We start from the raw sequence: 13,698 nt of genomic DNA on the forward strand, positions 1-13,698 counted from the left end.
TATTCTTTATATACACCTAAACTATTCCTTTTTGTCTACTTAAAATGTACTTTAAGTGGTTTTCAATAAACTAAGCACCGGTTTAGTTTTGTAATAATCTTGCGTATCCACTTTATCCGTAGCATCCAAGTTTGAAAATTAATACAATTTTGCTCTGTTGATAACTGATCTACTGTTGATAAGCGTAAATATAATCATTTTAGCTTTAAATAGTATTTTGCCCGTATAGCATCTTTTATCTTTTCGCTATCAAATTTATTAATACTATTTTATAGATCATCGCAATTTGTAAATAAAGCTTTATACCTATTGTTCTGTGTAAGCGTCCTTCGATAAGGAATTAACTTCTTGCAAACAAAACTTTACTCAACTCTTATTATTCTTTGCGCTATTCTGTTGTAAATTTCTCCAAAGGCCTTGCTCTTTAGCCCTCTTCTATGCGTTCAGAATCGACTTTTATGCATTTAATGCACTATGGATTCTCTATTCGTCTCTTTTTCATTTATTAAACCAACTTTAAACCCTGCTTAATATCATGTCTAGTATTTATTCTTCTGGAGAATACTTCAATAAAAATCCAGGCTGGCATCAAGATCACTCACAATGGAAGTCTTCTCTTGTACAACGGGTACTTAAAAATAATTGTATTTTGCCAAGCAGAATATTAGAGGTGGGCTGTGGTGCTGGAGGTATACTAGAGGATTTATACCTCTCAATTCAGCCTCAGCCTTTCTGTTTGGGGTATGATGTCTCACCACAAGCGTATTCATTGGCAGCTAAACGCCAAGTCACCGGATTGGAGTTCCGACTCGGATCTCCCGATCAAGATACATCATCATTTGATGTTGTCCTAGCAATGGACGTATTAGAGCATGTGGAGGATTACCTTGGATTTATTCGAATGTTGAAGTCACTCGGTTCTTGGAAAATATTTCATATTCCCTTGGATCTGAGCATGATTAGTATGTATAGACCATCCTATTTGCAGCAAGCTCGTGAAGGTGTTGGACATATCCATTATTTTACCCGTGAGACAGCACTTGCATCCTTGGAGCATGCTGGCTTAGTTGTTAAAGACTGGTTCTTTACATCTGTCCATTTAGAACTTGGTGGTAACGGGCAGAAAAGATTGCAAATGCTGCGAAAGTTTCTCTTCTTTCGTAACCCAGATTTATGTTCCCGGCTTTTAGGTGATCTTTCAATTCTCGTATTGGCAGAGTGAATCTTTCAATTATTTCTGATTCTGATCAAGCTGGTTCAAGCGGCGTAGGCGACTATGCTTTGCTTCTTGCAGAATCACTTAAAGCTAGAAATATAAATGTATTTTTTCACAAGTTGGGGCCTTCCTATTCCAACTCCCATTCTGACTTTGCTGAACGTTTGCGACAAGCCAAACCTGATTGGGTGAGTTTGCACTTTGTACCTTATGCATATGCCCATCGCGGGTTTGTAGGTAAGCGGACTCTCCCATGGAGGGATCTTCGCGGCCGTTTAGGTACCCACATTCTTTTCCACGAAATCTGGATAGGAGCACATAGAGGCGCGCCATGGAGACAGCGGGCTACCGGTCTGATTCAGCGGCTCGGTATTCAGCAGGCAATGCAAGAATTGCGACCAGATGTTGTTCATTGTACAAATCCCTTGTATTCAGCTATGCTGAACAGAGCAGGTATAGCCAACAAGATTCTGCCGTTGTTTGGAGCTATTCCTATTATTAATAATGGCCATGATCCGTACTCTAGGCTATTTACAAGCCTTGTTGCGGGAAGTAAAAAATCTGAATGGGTCGTTGCAGCAATGTTTGGATCTATCTATCCATCACAAAATCTGCTAAGAGCCTTGAGTTGGCTTAATGACAGATGTTGTTCTCAAGCTAAGCGCCTATTATTGGTAAGCTTGGGTAATTCCCCTACTGCATCATCCACCTTTGAAGCATTAGCTGCAGGTTTTTCAGAGCGACGTACACCCTTTTTTCATACGACTGGCAAACTTGACACTTCAACCCTTTCTTCCTGGATCCTTGGTGCGGACTGTGGCTTTTCAACCACTCCCTTCAACATCATCGAAAAGAGTAGCTCTGCGATAGCATTTGTCGAACATGGTATTCCTGTGATCGTCATGGATCCCGGCTCCGCTATAGCGGATTTACCATTCCAGCAACTTGACCTTGCGCCGGAGTTCTGGCTATTTGGCGATAAACGCTTAGAAGAACTAGATCTTCTGCCGCCCCGCCGAGAGCCGTTTCCTCGTCGCGATTTTGTTGTAGATAAACTTTTAAATGATTTGAAAATTTATGGGCACTGATTTAGACCTAAAACCTATCCCGACGAGTGTTCGTACACTTCTTTGCCACAGAGATGTGGATTTAGCAATCAATTGTCTAGGTTCGGTACTAAAGTATTCTGTTGATCCAGTTCGACTTGTAATTCATGAAGACGGGTCCCTTACACCCTCTGATCGCATAAAGCTTGCAGAAGGTCTTCCTGGTTCACGGATATTTGATCGTTCCGAAGCGGATAGCATTATGTCTGTGCGTCTTGCTTCTAGTCCTAATGCGTTAGCTTTTCGGCAGAGCTCTGTTTGGGGGCTGAAACTGCTGGATGTAGTTATAGCCGAGAGCGGTCTTTGTTTTTACCTTGATTCTGATATTCGTTTTTTTAGGCCGTTTCGCGGGTTGTTTGTAGATGCTGCTACAAGAGGTCGCTCTGTATTTCTTCGCGATACAGTTTGGCAAGCTTATTCTATTCGACCCTGGCATCTTCTTGACAATCGGAGATTGCAGGTTGCCTCTGGTATAAATACTGGCTTGACTCTATTTGATCCACAGTTGTTTGATCTCGATTACGTAGATTGGTTTTTGAAACAGTTGGACTGGCGTTATTTACCTGCTTGGACTGAACCTACCTGCTGGGCGGCTCTAGCCTTGCGTGCTGATGGCCATGCTGTAGACCCTCGCCAACTATGTAACTTATACCCTTCTGCAAGTGTCACCAATTTGACTATCGGTGCTCACTTCCTTTCATCATATCGTGCCAATTGGAACTCCCTACTTCATCAACCTTTGCAGGATACAAATGCATTGCCAGAGGATGTAAGGTTCCATCAACTTAAGTCATTGACGCCATTGGCGTTGGCTGCTAATCAAGTTAAGCGTAAACTACAGAATACATTTGTGAGCTTAACGTCTGCGAATAGTTAGTTTTGTTAAAGACTTCATCTTGCCCCTCGAACTTCATACAAGGTCTTTCTACTATTATATATCCATTACCTGTGCGGGCAAGACCCAAGTATGCGCGTTATAATATAATCTTTGCTTATCTTTTGACATCGGGCTCATATCTTACTTAGTTCCAGTTAGAGATTTCTTTGTAGAAGAGACACCGGCTGCTATTTCAAAAGCTGACTGGGTTGCTACCAGTTGGCTGCGAACGGATGCCTTCTGATTCTCTCGTATTATTAGGAGCAGAACTAGGTAACGAAACTTGGCTCACCTCCCTTCCCTGATCACTAATCTGGTAAACCTGCGTTAATAAATCGATCGCAGCTCCCCCAACACCATCTAGCCGCAAGGCTGTGATGATCCGGGGAACCCCAGAAGTTCAGGTCTGATCCTCCGTAGGCCGACACGACTTCCTGTCGTTGTCTTCCGGAAGATCTGTCGACCTGGATTGATGGGGCCGATCAGCAAAGAAGCCAGTGACCTAATATGAGCCTGGTCGAGAGGCCCCAACCGCTGCGCGAAAGCCAAGGGCTATACAGTCCTGTCCGGCTTCCCAGCTGATCGCTCCTTCCCCACCACCATCAAGAAGCGATGGCATCATTAACCATGGCACAGGTCTGCAAGGGCCGAGAACCTGACGTCGTGATCGGCATCGACACCCACAAAGACATTCACGTGGCCGTCGCACTTCCCCCCAATGGCGGCAGGCTCGGAGAGCACCGTATCCCCTCTACTCGCACGGATACGACGATCTGATCGTCTGGACCGAGGAGTTTGGCTCCAACTCCGTCTACGCGATTGAAGGTACAAGCTCCTAAGGGCCGGTCTGACCCGCGAGCTTCTGGATGCTGGTTTCCCCGTCGTCGAAGTGAACCGAACGGATCGATCTATTAGGCGACGGCTCGGCAAGGACGTAGACGCCAGTCTTCCGCGAAGCGGTTGCCATCGACGCGGAGCCGGCCGCAAGGTCATACCTGGCGGGTACAGCCACTGCTACACCTAAAACCGGCGCCGACCAAGTGGAGATGATCCGGATGTTCTAGCCGTTGGCTTCTGCGCAGCAGTAGCTGGCCAAAGATTCGGCCACGGAGGGCAAGACCTGTGCGATCAACCAGATCAAGGCACTCCTGGTGACGGCACCGGCGGCCCTGCGGGAGCGACTCGGAAACCTCACCCGGCGGCCTTTGATCGATGCCTGTGCCGCTCTGCGCCCCGGTGTTCTTGATGGGCCCATGGCTGCGGCCAAGCTTGCACTAAGGACCCTGGCCCGCCGGATTCAATCCCTGTAGCAGGAGATTGGGGTGCTGCGCGGAGACCTCGATTCCCTCACCAAGGCTGTCTGCCCGGGGCTGCGCCAGACCTACGGCGTGGGCGTCGACAGCGCTGCCACGCTGCTCACCGCCGCCGCTGATAATCTGGAGCTATTTCGCAGCGATGCAGGGTTTGCGGCTCTCTGTGGAGTCAGTCCGCTACCAGCCAGCTCGGGGAAGACGAATCGGCACCGCCTGAACCGGGGAGGCAACCGCCAAGCCAATGCGCCTCTGCATCGCATTGCCGTAGTGAGGCTCCGCTGGGATGAGCAGACCCAGGCCTACGCAGCACGGCGCACTGAGGAAGGCCTTTCAAAACCCGAAATCTGCGCTGCCTCAAACGGTTCATTGCCCGGGAGGTTTACTGGATTCTGCTGGGCAGTCCACCGGTACGCACCAGAGGGGCCTGAGAAACCCGGCGCTCAGAAGCCCAGGCTCCCGCCAAGCAGCCAGCCCGCCCGCTCCCCAGTTTCGGGCTGGCTGCTTGGCGGATTAAGAGCCGGTCGCTGCATCCTCTCGACGTCGGCAAATCGGAAGGCTAGGGGGGAGTTGACATCTATACGAGCATCTTCTGCCAAGCAATAAAAACCTTCTAGTTATGGCCCTTTATTTAATGCCATCCGAACTCAGCTAAGTGTTTGTCCGTAATTGTGTTACTCTGTATAGGCTATTACGGGTCCGGGGTGTTGCCCTCCTTGGTGCCGATTCTCCTCAGCTCGCACGTACAAGGGACTAAACAGATCTTCGTCACGACGAGGAGGTGTCTGGGCTAACTAGCTTGGTTGGTCTCCGCAATCTTGGTTTTGATGGTTTTTATGTCATATATTAATTTAAAAACCCTTTTCTGAATACTATCATATAGGTTAAGCTAAGTCGTAACATCACTTGTACATTATTTAACTTGAAAAATGCCTGACACCCCGCTTCCTGAAGACCTCTCTAAATTTATATATTTTCAAACACTTTCTTAATTTTTTAGACTGCTCATGATTGGCGATAGTTTTTGAAAATGATCACCTTATTGATGCCATCACTTGTTCACTTAAATAAACAGACGTCTATGTATTTCATCGCAAATGTCAGCAGCATAATCGGTCCACTCCCCGTTTCCCTTGTTTCCTTCATCTCTGAAGCATCGAAGGATTGAAAGCTTGCAAATTATTTTTTTGTGTTACGCTTCATCCGGATGCCAAGCATGCTGTCATACTTTGTTTGCAATCTCATGTATTTTCGGTTTTGGCCCCCTCGAAAAACTATTTAAGTCGGCAAGTAAATCTTTACTTTTTACAAGTCTTAACCCGTGAAATTAAATTTCGTTTTTTATAACAGCTAATTTTTATTCTGCCATTTTCCTTATCTTTAGTATCAATGAATAATCAACAAAAGTTAATCCTCAAAAGGATTATTCCGACTTGGGCAGTGTCATTAGTTAGGCGTTCTCAGATAGTCTTAGCTTTATCAGATCTTGACCCAAATTCCGGTGCAACTCTCGTTGCTCAAGCACGCAACCTTTCAAAGATATATTCCTCTATAAATTCAGTCGATGATCTCGTCATCAAGTATAAAGCTCCCTTAGGAAAATCAACCATCTCATTGGATCTTGGCTGCGGAGGAAATCCCCGCAACCCCTTTGCAGCAACGAAGGCGCATGGTGTAGATATCAGAAGCGACCTTGCTAACGAAATACTACAAGCCGACCTTTCAGTGGAACCGATACCATATGAAGGAAATTTTTTCGACTTCTGCACGGCATTTGACGTGCTTGAACACATACCACGAGTTGCATGGCGAAACGGCACATCTAGGCTGGCATTTTTAGAACTGATGAATGAAATTCATAGAGTTCTTAAGCCAGGTGGATTATTCCTTCATTCAACCCCAGCTTACCCTTCAAAACAAGCATTCCAAGACCCAACTCACACTAATATAATAACCGAAGATACAATTCCGCTTTACTTTTGCGAGCCAGCTAACTTGGCTAAAAAACTTGGCTACGGTTTCCAAGGAAGTTTTGAGCTGGTAGAGCAGACGTGGCTAGACAACTCGCATGTGGTTGGCCTACTGAAAGCCATTAAATAACAACATGTTTTTTGATTTCTACTTAAACTCAAAGTTGTGTATTCTGCCTAAAATTGTTGAAGCCTTAAGAGGTTGCGGAAAATCTGCCTGAAAGGCCGTTTTTTCCCCCCAGAGAGCCGATTGTGCTCCGTTTGGGTTGATATGATGTTTCAGCGGTTCAGACCGCCCGATTTTAGGCGTTTTGCCCCGGTGGAGCTGCCTGATCGCTGCCGCTTGGGCACACCTCTTGGCAACCACCTGTTCATGCCGCCGCCATCGGCGGTCACTCCTTCGGAGAAGGCTGCGCCAAGAGCAGGTTGCCCAGCCGGATCAGGTTGTAGGCGATCACGTGCAGGCCCAACACCGCACTCACCTTGTCGGTGCCGCGCTGCTTGAACTGGCGCAGTCAATCCCACTGTTTGATCCAGCCAAACACCTTCTCGATATCCCGGCGGGCATTGATTGACTTGGCGTAGCTCTCGTGGCGGGTGGTGCGGCCATCGATGGCGGAGCCACCAAGGCGGCTGGTGTTCTGCGCTACGTGCGGCGTGACGGCGATGCGGCGCATCTCGGCGACAAAGGCCTTGGTGTCGTAGTTCTTGTCGGCGCCGATGGGCTTTTGGTGGGCACCGGTACGATCAGACGCCATCGCCTTGGCGGCATCCCGCTCCCCGGTGCCCGTCGCTTGCGTGATCGTGCAATCGACGATGAGGGCATGGCGGTTGTCCATGAGCACATGGCGTCGCACCGAGAGGTGCGCTCACTGACTCGGTAGCTCGGCTGGGCCGGGTGGGTATTGGACTTGCGCGCCAGAAAAGCTTCGGGATCACTGCCGGAGTGATGGGTCTTGTTGCTGAGCTTGATGCCCCTGAAATCACCCTTGGCCATCAGCTGCCAACGGCCCACCACTTCCTCACGAGCCTGTGGACCAAGCCTGAAGCGCTGCTAAGACTAATCCGCCAGTGCTGGAGCATTGAAAATGAGTGGCACTGGACGCGGGATACGCAACTGTACGAGGACGCTCACCGCTACGCCAACCGCAACGGAGCGCCGCTGTTTGCGTTCCTGCGCACGGTGGTGATAAATCTGCTGCGCAACGGCGGCTACCGCTCAGTCCACGCTGGCCAGCAGAAATGAGCCACGACATCAGGGGAATGCTCGCACGGGGAGGAGTAGCAGCGAGCACGGGATAAAATTACTTTTGGGCGGCCCTGGCAAGGCGGGCCAGTCAATCTTTCCTTCCTTGTAGTGGTGCCAGTGGCCAAACAGCTGCCGCTGCAGGCCCAGTATCTGGGCTCCAAGCTCAGAGCTGGCGCTCGGGCGTTCGATGACGGCGGCCAGATCGCGGAGCAGGTGCGCCCAAGACAGTTGGCGCTGCTCTAGGAGTCTGTTGCCGATAGGGCACCAGCCCACTGGTGTCGGCGATTTTCACCCGAGCTCAAAGACCGCAGCAGCTCTGTTCTTATGCCTCGTTGGCCCAATCTGTGTGGAGTTCAGTCAGCCCTGGCCCTGGCCAGAGGTGCAGGGCTGACTGAACTCATCCCGTCGCCGCCAGCAGCGCCTGCTGCTGTGATCGCCTGAACCGGAACAACTTGAGCAGGTTGTGCGTGGCAGCGATCAGGTGCCATTCACCGTCGACCTTCTCCAAGCCCCGCAACAGAAAGCGCCGCAGGCCTCGGCCTTCCTTGATCTGGCCGTTCACTGGCTCCACGATCGCCTTGCGCTGGGCGTAGATCTTGGATCCCTTCTTACTTCTGATCTTGCGGGCCATGCGGGTCTTGGCATCGGCGTCTCTGGGCAGCGGTCCTCGCTGCGGCGGCGGTGGCTGCCCGTGCGGCAGGCGACCAGTGGCCGATGTAGGCATCAATGCCCTGATCGTTGCAGGCCTTGGCGTTGTCCTCACTCCAGTAGGCCGCACAGCGTCATTACCTCGGGCAGTGCATCGGCTGTGGTTGTGATGCGCTGCAGCATGGGTTCGAGGTGCTCGACATCGGGTGGCTGGTTGCTCACGCCCACCGCCACGATCACCTGATGGTCGCTGTCGACGGCCAGCTGGCAGTTGTAGCCCTGCAGGTACGACCCACCTGACTGCATCAGGTGGCTGTCGAGATCGGTGAAATTGCGCTGGGTCTTCTTGGTTGGCGCGCCATCGGCCTTCCGGGCCAGCCCACGCCTGGGCATCGCATCACAGGCCACGGGCTCCAGATCTGGCGGTTCCAGGCCTGCATCCTCGGCAGCTTCGTTCGCCTTCTCCCGTGCCGCCTTGGCCTTGGCCGCTGCTCTCTCGGCCTTTCTGGCCAGCTCGGCCTGCTCAGCGGCCATTGCATCGGCTTTATTCACAGCCGCCGCTTTCGCCCTGGCCTCCTCAGCTGCCTGTTGCCGCTGACGCGCTGCAGCAGCTCCGGTCTCGGCTTCCATCTCCTTGCGGGCCTGACGGATGCGCGCCAGACGCTCCTAGGAGGCTGTTGCGCGTAGATCACCCAGCGACACTCCACAGACGTATCCAAATCTGCCCTGATCCCAGTGACAGCAGTGGATCTGGGCGATAAAATGGGGCATGCAGAAGCGCAAGACCTTTCGTCCCTGGCAGCCGGAGCAGACCTCCTTGCTGCCGGCCTCACCGAGTGACTGGCTGACCGCTGACCATCAGGTGTATTTCCTGCTCGATCTGGTCGATGAGCTGGATCTGTCGGCGATCGTGATCCCTGCCCAGAGCAAAGATCCCCGTGGCGAGAAGGGTTTCGACCCCAGGATGATGACGCTATTGCTGCTTTACGCCTACTGCGTGGGCACGGTCTCCTCCCGGAAGATTGAGCGGGCCTGCTACGAGGATCTGGCCTTCCGGGTGCTTACCGGCAACCAGCAGCCGGACCACAGCCGGATCAGTGAGTTCCGGCGCCGCAACCTTGAGGCCCTGAGCGAGCTGTTCGTTCAGATCCTGCGCCTCTGTCAGGCGGCCGGCATGGTCAGCCTGGGCCATGTGGCGCTGGACGGCACCAAGGTGCAGGCCAATGCCTCCAAACACAAAGCGATGAGCCACGAGCGGATGCTCAAAGCCGAGGCGCAGCTCGAGAAGGAGATCAAGGAGCTGATGCGCCGGGCCGAGATCCTTGATGCGCAGGAAGACGGCAAGTACGGCAAAGGCAAGCTGGGCAGTGATCTGCCCAAGGAGCTGCGGCGGCGCGAGGACCGGCTGAAGAAGATCCGCCATGCCCGACAAGCGTTGGAGGCAGAAGCAGCGGCCGCCGCTGCCCGTGATCGCGCCAAGCAGGCAGCAGAGGCAGAAGCTGCGGTGGCGGATGCTGCTGCTGCTGCCGATGCCGCAGTAGCGGATGCCAGCGAACAGCAGAAGCTGGCTGGCAAAGCAGCCAAGGCGCAGGAGAAAGCAGAGGCCGCCAAGGAGCTAGCGATCGAGAAGGCCCAGGAGGCAGGCCTTGAGCCGGAAGGATTGGATCCTCAGCCGGCTGACGCCATGCCTTATCGCGGCCTGGCCCATCGGGCCGATGGCAGCCCCACAGCCGCTGCGCAGCGGAACTACACGGATCCAGACAGCCACATCATGAAAAGCGACGGCAACCTGCTGCAGGGCTACAACTGCCAAGCGGCCGTCGATGGCGATCACCAGGTGATCGTGGCGATGGGCGTCAGCAACCAACCGCCGGATCCAGAGCACCTGGTGCCCATGCTGGAGCGCACCATGGCCAACACCACCCAGGTGCCCAGGACGTTCATTGCTGATGCGGGCTACTGGAGTGAGGACAACGTTTCTGCCTGCGAAAAGCGAGGCACCGACCCCCACATCGCGACGGGCAGGCTGCCGCACGGTCAGCCATTACCACCGATCTATGGCCCGATCCCCAAGGGGCTGGATGCCAAAGGCAAGATGGCCCGCAAGCTACGCAAGAAAGAAGGCCGAGAGATCTACGCCAAGCGCAAAACGATCGTGGAGCCGGTGTTTGGTCAAACCAAAGAAGTGCGAGGGCTGCGGCGCTTCCTGCTGCGCGGGCTGGCCAAGGTGAATGGGGAATGGATGCTCTGGGGAACAACCCACAACCTCAACAAGCTGTGGCGCCACCTGAAGAAACAGAGGCTGCAGGAGGCGATGGCAACGGGATAGGGGGGCAGACCCCCACGGCTGAGCAGAAGTCAGCGAACCGCGTCCGAAATTCAAAGGAAGACGGTAAAGAAAGAAGTGCCGAGCTGCGCTGGATGGCGTGAGCGGCGGCGCTACGAGCGACACACTCCTAGCGGCGCCGGAGTTCATCGGGAAGATCACTGCCGCGGTTCCCCTTGCCGTAGCGCCTGTCCTCCTGAGCATCCAGGATCTCAGCCTTGCGCATCAAGGCGTTGATCTCCTGCTCCAATTGCTTCTCGGCCCTGAGCATCCGCTCGTGGCTCATGGCTTTGCGCTTGGAGGCATTGGCCTGCACCTTGGTGCCATCCAGGGCGACATGACCCAAGCTCACCATCCCCGCCTTCTGGCACAGCGCAGAATCTGAACAAACAGATCCTTGAGAGCGTCGAGATTCCGGCGCCGGAACTCACTGATGCGGCTGTGGTCCGGCTGCTGATTCCCCGTCAGCACCCGGAAGGCCAGGTCCTTGTGGCAGGCCCGTTCAATCTTGCGGGATGACACCGTGCCCACGCAGTAGGCGTAGAGCAGCAGCAGCGTCATCATCCGCGGGTCAAACCCCCACCTCGCCACGGGGATCCTTGGCCTGCGCGGGGATCAGGATCTCGGAGAGATCCAGCTCATCCACCAGATCCAGCAGGAGATACACCTGGTGGTCTTCTGAAAGCCACTCCCTGGGTGATGGTGGCAGCAGGGTGGTCTGGTCCGGCTGCCAGGGACGGAAGGACTTGAGCTTCTGCATGTACCATTCTATCAGCCAGATCCATTGCTATCACTGTGATCTGGGCAGATTGATGGGCGTCTACGGAGAGGTCGGACGTGGATCTATGCGCAACAGGCTCCTAGAGGGAGGTGGTTGTAGGCCGAGAAGCGATCGCTCACCACAATCACTCCAAAGGAGCTCCCCAGCAACTCGATGGCGGCGGCTGTGGATCGACTCAGACCTTGGATAAATACCGTCACCACAGCGGTGACCATGACCTACTGCCAGCCGAGCTTTCCAGTTGGATTGTTGCCCTCCGCTTCGCGGAAGACTGCGTCTACTTGTGCCACGAGTCAAATGTTCTTTATGAGCACTGACACAACTACATCGAGGATGGGAGTGTGGCCTCCCGGAGCCGGCCTGCAGGGGCAGGCTCCAAACCACCCCATGCTGCTGCGGTTAAGAGCTGCGGTAGTGAGCGATGGGGAAAAGGCGGCCTCGAGCTGTCAGGTGAGTGATGGGAAGATGAGCAACAGCGAATCGCCGCTGACGCATCGAAAAGTCTTCCAGATGCTGTCAAAACGGGTGCAGGTAGGCGGCACCCGGATCAGTGTGGACGTTACCTGCTTACGGTCCACGCGGCAGCCGGTGTTCAGGCGGCATGAGCCCATCACAGGCCTCGATGTGGAACGTGGGAACCTGGCATGGGGTGTAAAGGAAAAGCCACAAGTGGCCACAACCACGAGGGCGAATACCAAGACCCATGACAGGGGCGGATCAGCCCGTAGTAGTGATGAAGGAGCTGTAATGGCTCTGGAGCAAAGGGGCTGTGTTATCCCGTCCGGATCAACTCAACAACTGCCATTGGCAGGAGGTAGGAGATGAGCCCGGACAGGCCGCTACCGATCACCAAGGCGATGGTCTGGAAGGCCTATCAGCAGGTGAAACGGAATGGGAATGCGGCCGGCGTGGATGGTCAGAGCCTGGTGACTTCGCCAAGGATCTGGAGAACAATCTCTATAGGCTATGGAATCGGATGGCATCCGGGAGTTACTTCCCGCCGCCGGTTCGGCGTGTTGAGATTCCCAAATCCAACGGCGGAGTTCGCCCTCTGGGCATTCCGACGGTGGCTGATCGCATCGCGCAGATGGTGGTCAAGCAGATGCTGGAGCCCCAGTTGGAGCCGATCTTCGATCAGGACTCCTACGGCTACAGACCGGGCAAGTCGGCCCACCAGGCTGTGGAGAGCTGCCGTAAGCGCTGCTGGAAGTATGACTGGGTTGTGGATCTCGATATCAAGGGGTTTTTCGATTCGATCGATCATGACCTCCTGATGCGGGCCATCCAGTTCCATACGTCCGAGCGCTGGGTTGTTCTGTATCTGCGGCGCTGGTTGGAGGCTCCGGTGGAATTGCCGGATGGGCGCCTTCAGCCCCGGACCAGTGGCACGCCTCAAGGCGGTGTCATTAGCCCGCTACTGGCCAATCTGTTTCTGCACTACACGTTCGACAAATGGATGCGACGGAGTTTTCCACGCGTCCCGTTTGAGCGTTATGCAGACGATGTGATCTGTCACTGTCACTGCCGAGCTGAGGCTGAACGGCTCATGGATGCCCTGCAGGAGCGATTTACCTCCTGCGGGTTACAGCTGCATCCAGAGAAGACCAAAGTAGTCTATTGCAAGGATAGCAGCCGCCGTGGTCAGTTCGATCAGATCCAGTTCACGTTTCTCGGCTTTTGCTTCCGACCACGTATGGCCAAGAACCGCTATGGGGAGATCTTTACGAGCTTCCTCCCAGCGGTTAGTCCGCAGGCGCTTAAGCGCATGCGAGAGAGGATCAGGAAAATGCATCTGCGTAGGCGGATGTTTTTGCCTTTGGAGGAGATCGCCCGGCTCCTGAATCCGATCCTAGGGGGTTGGATTCAGTATTACGGACGTTTTTATCCAACCGAACTGAGGGCCAAGCTATTTGGCTATCTCAATGAGCACCTGAGCGCATGGCTGCGTCAGAAACACAGCCGGCTGTTGCGACATGACCGCCGCAGCCGGCAAGTTCTGGCGAGGATCGCTCAGGAGAGGCGGGACCTTTTTGCTCACTGGCGTGGTGTTGATGTTGCGGCTGGATGACAGGAGCCGGATGACGCGAGAGTGTCACGTCCGGATCTGTGGGGGCCTCGGGGGGAAGTTCCCCGGGGCTACCCGGCGGCGTTGCCGGTGGGGGCGCAAGTTTCGTCGACGTAGGCCACCGGCACTGACGGGCGGGCCGCAGCGCTT

General features: G+C 53.8%; 15 protein-coding genes and 1 pseudogene. 10 read left to right on the top strand and 6 right to left on the bottom strand.

Translation table 11 applies throughout. The annotated features are described in order from the left end of the window. Positions 1-535 precede the first annotated feature (535 nt). The 6 genes from H8F27_RS13375 (at position 536) to H8F27_RS13400 (ending at position 6,609) form a co-directional block, all read left to right on the top strand. Entirely contained in the window at positions 536-1,222 is a 687-nt protein-coding gene (locus H8F27_RS13375) for a class I SAM-dependent methyltransferase (RefSeq protein ID WP_197148678.1), read from the top strand. After that, positions 1,219-2,304, top strand: a complete 1,086-nt coding sequence (locus H8F27_RS13380; protein WP_197148680.1) for a glycosyltransferase — start codon at positions 1,219-1,221, stop codon at positions 2,302-2,304. The genes H8F27_RS13375 and H8F27_RS13380 overlap by 4 nt, the downstream gene beginning before the upstream one ends. 55 nt (positions 2,305-2,359) lie before the next feature. Continuing rightward, positions 2,360-3,199, top strand: coding sequence for a hypothetical protein (locus H8F27_RS13385; protein ID WP_231596280.1), 840 nt, complete (start codon positions 2,360-2,362; stop codon positions 3,197-3,199). Between the two features lie 1,151 nt (positions 3,200-4,350). Next, complete coding sequence (locus H8F27_RS13390; protein WP_197148684.1) at positions 4,351-4,509, top strand: hypothetical protein; 159 nt, start codon at positions 4,351-4,353, stop codon at positions 4,507-4,509. A gap of 78 nt (positions 4,510-4,587) precedes the next feature. Next, entirely contained in the window at positions 4,588-5,115 is a 528-nt protein-coding gene (locus tag H8F27_RS18330; protein WP_370594517.1) for a transposase, read from the top strand. Between the two features lie 783 nt (positions 5,116-5,898). Then, positions 5,899-6,609, top strand: coding sequence for a class I SAM-dependent methyltransferase (locus H8F27_RS13400; protein ID WP_197148688.1), 711 nt, complete (start codon positions 5,899-5,901; stop codon positions 6,607-6,609). Between the two features lie 262 nt (positions 6,610-6,871). On the opposite strand, the pseudogene H8F27_RS13405 reads toward H8F27_RS13400, so the two are convergent. Next, a pseudogene (locus H8F27_RS13405) lies at positions 6,872-7,473 on the bottom strand (transposase); the annotation flags it as partial. Here H8F27_RS13405 and H8F27_RS13410 point away from each other — a divergent pair. Further along, positions 7,378-7,725: a hypothetical protein gene (locus tag H8F27_RS13410; protein ID WP_197153675.1), complete on the top strand. Its 348-nt coding sequence runs from the start codon at positions 7,378-7,380 to the stop codon at positions 7,723-7,725. The pseudogene H8F27_RS13405 and the gene H8F27_RS13410 overlap by 96 nt on opposite strands. Positions 7,726-7,845: 120 nt before the next feature. Further along, the gene (locus H8F27_RS18060) at positions 7,846-7,971 is read left to right on the top strand and encodes a hypothetical protein (RefSeq protein ID WP_255517702.1); all 126 of its coding nucleotides are present in this window, start codon (positions 7,846-7,848) and stop codon (positions 7,969-7,971) included. Between the two features lie 154 nt (positions 7,972-8,125). On the opposite strand, the gene H8F27_RS13415 is transcribed toward H8F27_RS18060, so the two are convergent. Together H8F27_RS13415 and H8F27_RS13420 are read right to left on the bottom strand one after the other, a co-directional pair. After that, positions 8,126-8,452: a transposase gene (locus tag H8F27_RS13415; RefSeq protein ID WP_197148690.1), complete on the bottom strand. Its 327-nt coding sequence runs from the start codon at positions 8,450-8,452 to the stop codon at positions 8,126-8,128. A gap of 35 nt (positions 8,453-8,487) precedes the next feature. Continuing rightward, positions 8,488-9,006, bottom strand: a complete 519-nt coding sequence (locus tag H8F27_RS13420; RefSeq protein WP_197148692.1) for a hypothetical protein — start codon at positions 9,004-9,006, stop codon at positions 8,488-8,490. 139 nt (positions 9,007-9,145) lie between these two features. Here H8F27_RS13420 and H8F27_RS13425 point away from each other — a divergent pair, with 139 nt between their 5' ends. Further along, the gene (locus H8F27_RS13425) at positions 9,146-10,705 is read left to right on the top strand and encodes an IS1182 family transposase (RefSeq protein WP_197148363.1); all 1,560 of its coding nucleotides are present in this window, start codon (positions 9,146-9,148) and stop codon (positions 10,703-10,705) included. Between the two features lie 127 nt (positions 10,706-10,832). Here H8F27_RS13425 and H8F27_RS13430 read toward each other — a convergent pair whose 3' ends face one another. The 3 genes from H8F27_RS13430 to H8F27_RS13440 are packed head-to-tail and all read right to left on the bottom strand — an operon-like array spanning position 10,833 to position 11,462. Next, positions 10,833-11,057 carry a hypothetical protein gene (locus tag H8F27_RS13430; protein ID WP_231596281.1) on the bottom strand — a complete coding sequence of 75 codons (225 nt, stop codon included), beginning with the start codon at positions 11,055-11,057 and terminating at the stop codon, positions 10,833-10,835. After that, positions 11,051-11,263, bottom strand: a complete 213-nt coding sequence (locus H8F27_RS13435; RefSeq protein ID WP_197148695.1) for a transposase — start codon at positions 11,261-11,263, stop codon at positions 11,051-11,053. Before H8F27_RS13435 ends, H8F27_RS13430 begins: the two co-directional genes overlap by 7 nt. Before the next feature lie 10 nt (positions 11,264-11,273). Continuing rightward, on the bottom strand, positions 11,274-11,462 hold the full coding sequence (locus tag H8F27_RS13440; protein WP_197148697.1) for a hypothetical protein: 189 nt from the start codon (positions 11,460-11,462) through the stop codon (positions 11,274-11,276). Between the two features lie 790 nt (positions 11,463-12,252). On the opposite strand from H8F27_RS13440, the gene ltrA reads away from it, so the two are divergent. Then, positions 12,253-13,551 carry a group II intron reverse transcriptase/maturase gene (ltrA, locus tag H8F27_RS13450; protein WP_197148703.1) on the top strand — a complete coding sequence of 433 codons (1,299 nt, stop codon included), beginning with the start codon at positions 12,253-12,255 and terminating at the stop codon, positions 13,549-13,551. Positions 13,552-13,698: the final 147 nt, after the last annotated feature.

Source organism: Synechococcus sp. CBW1108, from assembly GCF_015840335.1.
Lineage (GTDB): Bacteria > Cyanobacteriota > Cyanobacteriia > PCC-6307 > Cyanobiaceae > Cyanobium_A.